General features: G+C 73.3%; 7 protein-coding genes. 3 read left to right on the top strand and 4 right to left on the bottom strand.

Features of this window, described 5'->3' with window-relative positions:
• Positions 1 to 390: 390 nt before the first annotated feature.
• Positions 391 to 927, bottom strand: a complete 537-nt coding sequence (locus ACFV7Q_RS36500; protein WP_385435234.1) for a MarR family winged helix-turn-helix transcriptional regulator — start codon at positions 925 to 927, stop codon at positions 391 to 393.
• A gap of 124 nt (positions 928 to 1,051) precedes the next feature.
• On the opposite strand from ACFV7Q_RS36500, the gene ACFV7Q_RS36495 reads away from it, so the two are divergent.
• Complete coding sequence (locus ACFV7Q_RS36495) at positions 1,052 to 2,389, top strand: MFS transporter (RefSeq protein ID WP_385435236.1); 1,338 nt, start codon at positions 1,052 to 1,054, stop codon at positions 2,387 to 2,389.
• A 73-nt stretch (positions 2,390 to 2,462) separates the two neighbouring features.
• Here ACFV7Q_RS36495 and ACFV7Q_RS36490 read toward each other — a convergent pair whose 3' ends face one another.
• Entirely contained in the window at positions 2,463 to 4,250 is a 1,788-nt protein-coding gene (locus ACFV7Q_RS36490; RefSeq protein ID WP_385435235.1) for a SpoIIE family protein phosphatase, read from the bottom strand.
• A gap of 154 nt (positions 4,251 to 4,404) precedes the next feature.
• Positions 4,405 to 5,961 (bottom strand): NAD(P)/FAD-dependent oxidoreductase, encoded by a 1,557-nt coding sequence (locus tag ACFV7Q_RS36485; RefSeq protein WP_385435233.1) that lies wholly within the window; start codon positions 5,959 to 5,961, stop codon positions 4,405 to 4,407.
• 338 nt (positions 5,962 to 6,299) lie between these two features.
• Here ACFV7Q_RS36485 and ACFV7Q_RS36480 point away from each other — a divergent pair, with 338 nt between their 5' ends.
• Together ACFV7Q_RS36480 and ACFV7Q_RS36475 are read left to right on the top strand one after the other, a co-directional pair.
• Complete coding sequence (locus ACFV7Q_RS36480; RefSeq protein WP_385435232.1) at positions 6,300 to 7,076, top strand: TetR/AcrR family transcriptional regulator; 777 nt, start codon at positions 6,300 to 6,302, stop codon at positions 7,074 to 7,076.
• A 233-nt stretch (positions 7,077 to 7,309) separates the two neighbouring features.
• Positions 7,310 to 9,331, top strand: coding sequence for a sigma-70 family RNA polymerase sigma factor (locus ACFV7Q_RS36475; RefSeq protein ID WP_385435231.1), 2,022 nt, complete (start codon positions 7,310 to 7,312; stop codon positions 9,329 to 9,331).
• On the opposite strand, the gene ACFV7Q_RS36470 is transcribed toward ACFV7Q_RS36475, so the two are convergent.
• On the bottom strand, positions 9,318 to 10,906 hold a 1,589-nt coding region (locus ACFV7Q_RS36470; RefSeq protein ID WP_385435230.1), incomplete at its 5' end, for a transcriptional regulator. The two genes, ACFV7Q_RS36475 and ACFV7Q_RS36470, sit on opposite strands and share 14 nt — an antisense overlap.

Here is a 10,906-nt window from a genome sequence, read left to right as displayed (position 1 = left end):
TCTGGCGTTGATTTTTGGCACGCTGTTGAGTTCTCAAGGAACGGACGCTTCCTTCGTACTCACCCTCTCGGGCTTTCCTCCGGGCTTTCGTTCTTCGTTTCCGACTCTATCAGACTCTTTCGGGCCTGACCCCCAGTCAGCGGGGTTTGCCTTCCGGGCCGTTGGGCCCTTCCGACGACCAGAACTCTAGTGGATTTCCCGGCCGATTCATAATCGGCCTTCGGGAATTCATTCGGACATGCCGAATTAGCCCCCGGTGGGAGATCTTGCTGAGTTGGGTGCCGCGACGAGGCGGCGGGATGGTTGTCTCCAAAACCTTTCGGCTCTGGGGCAACCCACAGAACATTACGGATCCCCAGGGTCGGTGTCAACCCCGGCGGGGGAAGTCCGTCAGCTGCGCGACTGGAGGTCCTCCACACGGTCCAGCAGGCGGGTGAGCATGTCGCCCAGCAGGCCCCGCTCCCCGGCAGAGAGGTCCTGGAGGAGGTCTTCCTCGAAGAGGGTGGCCGCGCGCATGGCGTCGAGCCACTTGCTGCGGCCCTCGTCGGTGAGCTCCACGATCACGCGGACGCGGTTGGACTCGTCGCGCTCGCGCGTGACCAGTCCCTCCGCCGTCATGCGGTCGATCCGGTGGGTCATGGCCGCCGGCGTCAGGCCGAGCTGCTTCGCGAGCTCGCTCGGGCCCATCCGGTACGGGGCGCCGGAGATGACGAGGGCCTTGAGGACCTCCCACTCCGCGTTGCTGATGCCGAGGGCCGCGGTCTGGCGACCGTACGCGACGTTCATGCGCCGGTTCAGGCGGCTGAGCGCCGAGACGACCTTCTCCACCTGGGGATCGAGGTCCTGGAACTCGCGCTGGTAGACGGCGATCTGCTCATCGAGGCTCGGCTCGTGGACGGGCGCATTGCCGTCGGGGGTGTCACCCATGGTCCGAAGTATCGCATGAGCCCGTTGGCGTCTAACTCCTTCGATGTGTAGTCTTAAGCATCGAACTTTAGGTGTGAAGTCTTCAGGCTTCAGCTATCAGGGCAGGTGAAAAGTGACCAAGGTGATGGGCGCCGCGATGCGACGGATCCAGGCCGGCAACGCGCTGACCGCGTTCGGCATCGGCTTCACGGTTCCGTTCCTCTACATCTATGTGGCGCAGGTGCGAGGCCTCGGCTCCATGGCGGCCACGAGCGCGTTCGTGGCCTTCGCCGTGAGCGCGCTGGTCGCACTGCCCTTCACCGGTCGCTTCATCGACCGCCGCGGCCCCGTACCCGTGGTCATCGGCGCGGCCGTCGCCGCGTCCGCCGGGGCGCTGGCGCTGGGACTGTCCACCGGCATCGTGCCGATCCTGTTGTCCGCCCTGGCGCTCGGCGCCGGTCAGGCCGTCATGCAGCCCGCGCTGGCCACGATGATCGTGTGGTGCTCCACCCCGGCCATCCGGACCAGGGCCTTCGCCCTGCAGTTCTTCATGCAGAACCTGGGGCTGGGCATCGGCGGCCTCATCGGCGGCCAGATCGTCGACGAGAGCCGGCCTGCCAGCTTCACCCTGCTGTTCGGCATCGAAGCCGTGATGTTCCTGGTCCTGGCCGGCGTCATCCTCACCGTCCGGATGCCGCACGCGCCAAACATCAAGGACGCCGTGCCGAAGGACCCGGCACAGGCGGGCGGCGCCTGGAAGCGGCTCATGCAGCACAAGGTGATGGTCCAGCTGCTGGTCCTGGGCTTCGTGATCTTCTTCGCCTGCTACGGGCAGTTCGAGTCGGGGCTGGCCGCCTTCGGTACCGAGGCCGCCCGGATCTCGCCGTCCACCCTCGGTTTCGCCCTGGCCGCCAACACCGGCGCGATCGTCCTCGCGCAGTTCGCGGTGCTGCGGCTCGTCGAGAAGCGCCGGCGGTCACGGGTGATCGCCTTGGTCGGCCTGATCTGGACGGTCGCCTGGCTGTTCGCCGGGTTCTCCGGACTGGGGCACGGCAGTGCGGTGATGGCCGCCGCCGCGTTCATCACCACGTACGCGCTCTTCGGGATCGGTGAAGCGATGCTGTCGCCGACGCTCGCGCCGCTCGTGGCCGACCTGGCGCCGGAGGGCTCGGTCGGCCAGTACAACTCCGCCTTCGCGCTGGTCAAGCAGCTCGCGCTGGCACTCGGGCCGCTGGGCGTGCCGCTGGGTGCGGGGGCGCCGATGCTGTACGTCGCGGTGTTCGTCGTGGTGTCGCTGGGCATCGCCTGGCTGGCGCTGAAGCTCGGCTCGCAGCTGACCCCCGTGCAGGACAAGCCGTCGCTGGCGAAGGCGGAGCCGGTCGCGTCGGGTCGCGGAAGGGCCGTGGCTGCTCCGGCAGGGGCTCCTGGTGCCGGGGTTCCGGCGGGTGCTGCCGTGGTCGGTGCGGAGCCCGTGGCTGCGTAGCGTAGGTACGTCCGTATATGTGTGCGAGGGAGGCCCGGTCCCAGGACCGGGCCTCCCTCGTCCCTTTTCCCGGCTACTTGTTCGGCAGGGCGAACTCGCACCAGACGGCCTTGCCTCCGCCCGGGGTGCGACGGCAGCCCCAGGACGAGGCGATCGTGGCGACGATCGAAATGCCGCGGCCGGTCTCGTCGCCCGGTTCGGCGCGGCGGCGGCGCGGCAGGTGGTCGTCGCCGTCGGTGACCTCGACGATCAGGCGACGGTCGGTGCGACGCAGCCTCAGGCGCATGGGTGGGGTGCCGTGCTGGAGGGAGTTCGCCACGAGCTCGCTCGCGGCGAGGACCCCCAGGTCACACAGCTCGACCGGGAAGCGCCACGAGGTGAGGACCCCCTGGGCGAAGGCCCGGGCGCGCGGGGCCGCCTCGACCCCGCCGAGGAGGTCGAGGGCCGCGTTGTGGAAGAGCTCCGCGTCGGCTCCCGTGCGGTGCGGCTGCTGGAGGACCATGACGGCGACGTCGTCGTCGTGGTCGGCGTCCACGCCGAGCGCGCGCATCAGGCGGTCGCAGATGACGGCGGGGGTGCCCTGGGCGCCGGCGAGGGCGCGTTCCAGGGCGGCGACCCCCTCGTCGATGTCTTCGCCGCGGCGTTCGACGAGGCCGTCGGTGTAGAGGACGGCGGTGGAGCCGGGGCCCAGCGGGATGGTGCCCGACGTGTGCAGCCAGCCGCCGGTGCCGAGGGGCGGGCCGGTCGGGTCGGCCGCCCGGTGGACGGCGCCGTCCGCGTCGCGCACCAGGATGGGGAGGTGGCCGGCGGAGGCGTAGGCGAGCAGACCCTCGTTGGGATCGTGGACGGCGTAGACGCAGGTGGCGATCTGGCTGGCGTCGATCTCGGCGGCGAGGCCGTCGAGGAGCTGGAGCACCTCGTGCGGGGGCAGGTCGAGACGGGCGTACGCGCGGACCGCGGTGCGCAGCTGGCCCATGACGGCGGCGGCGCGCACTCCGCGGCCCATGACGTCGCCGATGACGAGGGCGGTGCGGCCGGCTCCGAGGGTGATCACGTCGTACCAGTCGCCGCCCACGGCGGCCTCGGTGCCGCCGGGATGGTAGGTGGCGGCGATGCGGAGGTCGTCGGGCTGCTCCAGTTCCTGCGGGAGGAGGGAGCGTTGGAGGGTGACGGCGGCTTCGCGCTGGCGGCGCTCGCTGGCGCGCAGGCGCTCGGCGGCTTCGGCGTGGTCGGTGACGTCGGCGAGGTGGATGAGGACGCCGGTGTGGTGGGGGTGCGGGTCGGCTTCGGTGTCGGGGGCGGCCTTGGGGAACTCGACCGGGGTGCAGGTGACCGTGTAGCAGTGGCCGCCGCCGGGGGCGGTGCGGTTCTTCGCGGTGCGGGGCTTGCCGCTGCGCTGGACCTGGTCGAGGAGCGGGAGGAGGCCGAGCTCGCCGAGTTCGGGGAGGGCCTCGTGGGCGGGGGCGCCGGCGCGGCGGGGGCCGAAGCCGGCGGTGTAGGCCTCGTTGACGTAGGCGACGCGGTGCTCTGGGCCGTGGACGAGGGCGACGAGGGCCGGGAGCCGGCCGAGGACCTCGCGTACGGAGAGCTCGTCGAGGGAGGGCACGGCGGGGACGGGGCCGCTGCCTGCGGCGGAGCCGGTGCCGGTGCCTGCGCCGCCAGCGCCCGGGGTGGCGCCCGTGCCGGAGGCGGTGGCGTCGGCCGGGCCGCCGTCGGGGGTGGTGGCGGGGCGGCCGGCTGCGCCGCGGGCAGCCGGGACGGCGCCTTCGCCGCGCTTGGCCTGGGCGGCGGCGTGTTCGGACCGGGCGGCGGCGCGGCGCTGCGTTCCGGGAAACCGGGCGCTCCAGCGCGTGAAGTTCACTGCGTTCAAGCCTCGTGGTGTCGCAAGTGGTCGCGGTCGCTGTCGTCGCTGTATCGCTGGGTGGGTCGGTGTGGATCGCTGGACGGTGTCACTCTGCGCAGGTGTGAGCACACCTATGGTCACACGTCCAGTGTGGCCGACGGCACTGACAGCGTCAGCCCTGGCCTTCCTGCGGTGGTTCGGGGGCGGGCTCCGCGGGTGGGGGCAAGTGGTGCCGGTGGCCGCCGCCGGCAGCGAGTTCGAATTCTGCCCTGGGGTGTTCGAGGGAGCCGAGGGAGACGATCTCGCGTTTGAAGAGGCCTGCGAGGGTCCATTCCGCGAGGACGCGCATCTTGCGGTTGAACGTGGGGACCCGGCTGAGGTGGTATGCGCGGTGCATGAACCAGGCGGGATAGCCCTTGAGCTTGCGGCCGTAGACGTGGGCGACGCCCTTGTGGAGGCCGAGGGCCGCGACGGAGCCGACGTACCGGTGGGCGTACTCGGTGAGGACCTCGCCACGGAGGGAAGCGACGAGGTTGTCGGCGAGGACCTTGGCCTGGCGGACGGCGTGCTGCGCGTTGGGGGCGCATTCGCGGCCGGGTTCGGCGGCGGTGATGTCGGGGACGGCGGCGGCGTCGCCGGCGGCCCAGGCGTGCTCGACGCCCTTGACGGTGAGGAAGGCGGTGCAGACGAGACGGCCGCGCTCGTTGCGGGGGAGGTCGGAGGCGGCGAGGACCGGGTGCGGTTTGACGCCGGCGGTCCAGACGACGGTGCGGGTGGGGAAGCGGGCGCCGTCGCTGAGGACGGCGACGCGGTTCTCGCAGGATTCGAGACGGGTCTCCAGGCGGACGTCGATGCCGCGGCCGCGCAGTTCGCGGACGGTGTAGACGCCCATCACGGGGCCGACCTCGGGGAGGATGCGGTCGCTGGCCTCCACCAGGACCCATTTCATGTCCTCGGCCTTGACGTTGTGGTAGTAGCGGGCGGCGTAGCGGGCCATGTCCTGGAGCTCGCCGAGGGCCTCGACGCCCGCGTAGCCGCCGCCGACGAAGACGAACGTGAGCGCGGCGTCGCGGATGGCGGGGTCGCGGGTGGAGGAGGCGATGTCCATCTGCTCGATGACGTGGTTGCGCAGCCCGATGGCTTCCTCGACGGTCTTGAAGCCGATGCCGTAGTCGGCGAGGCCGGGGACGGGGAGGGCCCGGGAAATGGATCCGGGGGCGAGGACGAGCTCGTCGTAAGCGATCTCCTGGGGCCCGGTGCCTTCGTCGGCGGTGGCGAGGGTGGTGATGGTGGCGGTGCGCTTGGCGTGGTCGATGCCCCGGGCCTCGCCGATGACGATGCGGCAGCGGTCGAGGACGCGGCGCAGCGGGACGACGACGTGGCGGGGGGAGATGGAGCCGGCCGCGGCCTCGGGGAGGAACGGCTGGTACGTCATGTAGGGGTCCGGGGTGACCACCGTGATCTCGGCTTCGCCGGCTCTGAGCTTCTTCTGCAGCCGGAGGGCCGTGTACATGCCGACGTAGCCGCCGCCGATGACGAGGATGCGCCGGGGGCCGGACGCGGCGGGGGGTGGGGCGTCCGGGGCGGGGCGGGGGGTGGCGTCCGGGCTGTCCGGGGTGGAACCGGGCGCGGCCGGGCCGGCGGCGGACGCGGCCGGGCCGGCGGGCGTGGTGGAGCTGCCGGGCGTGGTTCCGGGGGCCGTGCCTCGGGAGTTGGCTGCCTTCACCATCCCATGACGCAACGTGGCCGGGAGTTTGTCCACAGGCCTGACACATTGTGTGACCGGAGGGGGCGCTGGGACGGGGCACTTGGATGGCGCAGAGGGGAAGGGAGTTCCGCAGGTCAGAGGGCGTGGAGAGGGTGGTTCCGGAGACCCGGATCGGAAAAGTGGGGGCGAATGCTCCGATCGGGCGGCGGTCCGTCGGGGGCTGCCTCTTCTGAATTGACTCTGGCTCAACTATGTTCGTATCTCGTCGAGGAGTGAGACCGGGGCCACTGACCGTGGCCAACCTCGGCACAAGGCGGGGATGTCTCCGGGGGGAGACAAGCGATTACCGGGGGATACATATGAACATTTCCGATTTCCATGGTTCTGCGACCGCGCTCTCCAGTGAGAGCAACAGTCGCGTGATGGCCGGCGGCACGAGCACCGCCACGACCGGGGTGGGGCGCACCACGCCGCTGCGCGTGGACGCCCAGCGCAACCTCGAACACGTGCTGCGTGCTGCCCGCGAGGTCTTCGGGGAGCTGGGCTACGGGGCCCCGATGGAGGACGTGGCGCGGCGCGCGCGCGTCGGTGTCGGCACGGTGTACCGGCGCTTCCCCAGCAAGGACGTCCTGGTCCGCCGAATAGCCGAGGAAGAGACCGCCCGGCTGACCGAGCAGGCCAAGACCGCGCTGGGGCAGGAGGAGGAACCGTGGCAGGCGCTCTCGCGCTTCCTGCGCACCTCCGTCGCCTCGGGCGCCGGGCGGCTGCTGCCGCCTCAGGTGCTGCGGGTCCGCTCCGCCGAGGACGCCGACGAGGCTCCGGAGGTCCGCGTCCCGCACCAGCGCCAGGCCGGTGGGGGCGGCGGAGCTCCCGAGCTGCGGGTCGTGGGCGCGCGGACCTCCGCGGAGGACGAGCCCTCGGCTGACGCGGGCGCGGGCGCGCTGCTCGAAGTGGTCGGCCGGCTGGTCGACCGTGCACGGGAGGCCGGCGAGCTGCGTGCCGACGTCACGGTGGCCGATGTGCTGCTGGTGATCGCCACTGCCGCGCCGGCCCTGCCCGACGCGGCGCAGCAGGCGGCGGCGTCGGCACGTCTCCTGGACATCCTGCTCGAGGGGCTGCGCTCCCGCACGGCCTGATCCGGAGTCAGGCCCCAGAGTGCGCGCGCCCGGTCCCGGTGCCGGATGGCCCGGGGCCGGGCGCGTCTCTTTCCGGGCGGGAAGGGTTCACCCGGGCGGGTGAGGGTCAAGCGCGGCACTCGGCCGGCGGCTGCCCGGACGGGCGGAGGGCGTGGAGGGGGTTCGGCGCACTCCCCCCGTGTGACAGGCTTGAACGGTGTACCGGTTGAGTCTGGCGTGCGGGAGCTTCCGCGATGAGCGTTGACGGTCGGGAAGAACCGATCGGTGGTGCCGGCAGCGAGGTCGAGGCGGTCAGCCGGCCCGTACGGCAGGTCCCGGCCCAGCGCGAGCCACGCGGCCGGCAGGCCCTCTCGGGTGCCGCCGGGAGCGAGCTGCCCCCGTCCGACGGCGACCTGATCGCCTGGGTGCGCGCCGGGGACGACGGGGCGTACGCGGAGCTGTTCCGCCGGCATGCGGATTCCGTACGTCGCTACGCACGGACCTGCTGCCGGGACGGGCACACGGCCGAGGACCTGACCGCCGAGGTGTTCGCACGGACGCTGCAGGCGGTCCGGGGCGGGGCCGGGCCGGACCAGGCGGTACGGGCCTATCTGCTGACCACGGTGCGGCGGGTCGCCGCGGCATGGACGAAGACCGCCAAGCGGGAGCATCTGGTCGAGGACTTCGCCCTGTTCGCGGAGCAGGCGGCCGCGGGCAGCGGGTCCGGTGGCGGGTCGGCCGGCCTGTCCGGGGACGACGCCCTCGAACTGGGTGCGGAGGTCCGGGCGATGCACGAGGCCGAGCAGTCGCTGGCCGTGAAGGCCTTCCGGAGCCTGCCCGAGCGGTGGCAGGCCGTGCTGTGGCACACCACGGTCGAGGACGCCTCGCCGAGCGCGATCGCCCCGCTGTTCGGACTGAGTGCCAACGCGACCGCGGTGCTGGCCGTCCGGGCCCGGGAGGGCCTCAAGCAGGCCTATCTGCAAGCCCATGTGAGTTCGGCGCTCAGCGCGGGCGGGGACTGTGCGCAGTACGCGGACCGGCTGGGTGCCCATGCCCGTGGCGGGCTGCGGATGCGGGCGGAGCGGGGGCTGCGCAAGCACCTGGAGGAGTGCGCCAAGTGCCGGCTGGCCGCCGGCGAGCTGAAGGACGTCAACGCGGGCATTCCCGCGCTGCTGCCGGTCGCGGTCATCGGATGGTTCGCCGCCGGGTATGCGGTCAAGGCTGCGGGTGTGGTGGCCGGTGGGGCCGTCGCCGCGGGAGGCGCGGGGGCGGTGGCAGCCGCCGCGGGCGGCTCGGGTGCCGCGGGCGGCTCGGGTGCCGCGGGCGGCTCGGGTGCCGCGGGCGGAGCCGTGGGCGGGGCTTCCGCCGGTGGGTCGGCCGGGGCCGGGAGTGCCGGGTCCGGGGGCGGGGCCGTGGTGTCCGAGGGGCTCGCGGTGTCGGCCAAGGCCGGCCTGGCCGCCGGGCTCGCGGTGGCTGCGACCGCCGGGGTGGTGTTCGCTCTGGCGGGGGACGAGCCCGAGACGGTGCCCCAGGCGAGGCCCGCGCCCGGCGTGACCGCTCCGGCCGTCCCGGCGCCGTGGCCGTCGGGCTCGGCCCCCGCCCCGGGCTCGGCCGTGCCCGAGCCGCCGGCCGCGGAGGAGCCCGTACCGCCCGCTTCCAAGCCGACCGTGGCACCCACTCCCGCCGCGTCGGCGTCGAAGGCCCCGCCGAAGCCCTCGGTCGGCGCGCCCGAGCCCTCGCGGTCGGTGCCGTCCTCCGTGCCGCCCTCCGTGACGCCCGGCCCGACGCCGCCGAAGCCCTCGCCCACCCCCACGTCCACCCCGAGCCCCCCGCAGCCGCCGCGGGGCTACCAGCTGGCCGGGATCGCCCACTCGGTGTTCGGCGATCACAGCGGACCCGAGCTGCAGACCTGGCGCAGCAGCTGGGTGTGGCAGCGCTGGGGGTTGGAGATCGCCGACCGGCGCTATGCGCAGGGGATCACGGTGAACTCCCGCTCCTCGGTGGAGATCGCCCTGAACCGGCAGTGCAGCTCGTTCTCGGCACGGGCCGGGGTGGACGGCCTGTCACGGCCGTCCACCGGGAGGGTCCGGTTCTCGGTGTACGCGGACGGGCAGCGGCTGTGGCAGTCCGGGGCGCTCGGCCGCGAGGACCCGGCGGCGGCCGTGAACGTCCCCCTGACCGGGCACGAGACGGTGCGGCTGGTGGTCGAGCAGGAGGGCCGGGGTCGGATGCCGACCCTGGCGAGCTGGGCCGACGCGGTGATCAACTGCCGCTGAGGAGGGCGACCACCTCGGACGGGGACAGGGCCGTGCCCACGGCCTCCTCGCGCAGCTGGCGTTCGGGGCCGAGGGAGGCACGGGTACGGTCCGGGAGGCCGCTCACGGCGCCCTCCTCCGGCACCGAGCGCGGGTGGCCCGCGCGCCACGCGGTGGCCGCCGCAAGGGCCCGTACGGACGCGGCGGGCCGGCCGGCGGCTTCCAGCAGCACGGCGGCGCTCTCGGTGACCGATGCGAGGACGCGTTCGGCGCAGTGCGCGGTGACGGCGGCGGCAAGCGTGGGCCCGATCTTGGCCAGACCAACCTCCGCGCCCTGCTCGTATCCGGTCAGGACGGCGTCCACGTGGTCGATCCCGGTGATCAGCTGTGAGGGCGCCGAGGTTTTCGCAGCGGCGGCCCGGGCCTGGTCGCAGTGGGTGCGGGCCGCGGCCGGGTCGCGTCGGACCAGGGCGATCAGCGCGCTGAGCATCCCGCCGTAGGCCCGGATCTCGGGGCCGCCACCGTACTGCTCGGTCTCCCGGTGGGCCTCGGCCAGCAGCCGTTCGGCCCGGTCCATGTCGCCCTGGCAGAACGCGGACTCCGCGATGCGGGCGAGGGCGAACGGGGCCTCCGGGTGGGCGCCGACCTCGCGGGCCAGACGCAGGCACTCCTCGTACTCGCTGCCGGCCCGCTCGTACAGGCCGCGCGAGAACGCGATCTCGCCCGCGACGCTCGCCACTTGGGAGCGCATCCAGCGGTCGCCGACCCGGCGGGCGATCTCCTCGATCTCGGCGAGGTCGGCGTCGACGGTGGGCAGGCCGCCGGTGGTGTCGACGGCGTTGTGCGTGCGGAACAGCAGGACCGCAGCGAGTTCCCAGTCGCCGCCGTGCCGGCGGCAGTTGGCGATGCCCTCCTCGATCGCGGCACCGAGGCCGGCCATGCCGCCGGCGAGGAAGGCCACGATCGGCCAGAGCACGCCGGGGAAGGGGACCGCCTCGGGACCGCCCCGGCGGAAGACCTCGTGGAGGCGGCCGGCGCGGGTGGTGATCGGGGCGGTGTACTCGTCGGATGACCGGCCGTAGGCGAACAGGGCGGTGTGGAGCAGCTGCAGGCGCATGAGGCGCCAGTACGCGGGGCTGCCCCCGGTGGGATCCGGCTCGGTGGGGCCGAGGGCGAGGACGCGGGCGGTCCATTGGGCGGCCTCGCGGCGGTAGTCGCGCAGCCACCAGAACCAGCCGAGGGCGAGGGCGAGGCGCTGGGCGGTCTCGGCGGCGGCGGGGTCGGTGGCGCCCGCCCCGATGGTGTGGTCGAGGGCGGCCCGGAAGTTGTCGAGCTCGGTCTCCAGCCGCCGGATCCAGGGGAGTTGGGCGGCGGTGCGCAGGATCGGCTCGGCCCGTTCGGCGAGGGCCAGGTAGTGCGCGGCGTGGCGGCGGGCGGCGCCGGCGGTCGTTCCGGGGCCGGCGTCCCGTTCCGCGGCGCGTTCGGCGGCGTACTCGTGGATGGTCTCCAGGAGCCGGTAGCGCATGCCGTCGGGCGTGGGGGCGGCGATGACGAGGGATTTGTCGACGAGGGAGCCGAGGACGGCCGCGACGTCGG

Source organism: Streptomyces sp. NPDC059851 (assembly GCF_042732005.1).
GTDB lineage: Bacteria > Actinomycetota > Actinomycetes > Streptomycetales > Streptomycetaceae > Streptomyces.
The sequence above is the reverse complement of the archived record's forward strand: the minus strand, read 5'-3'. Positions and strand labels throughout refer to the sequence as shown.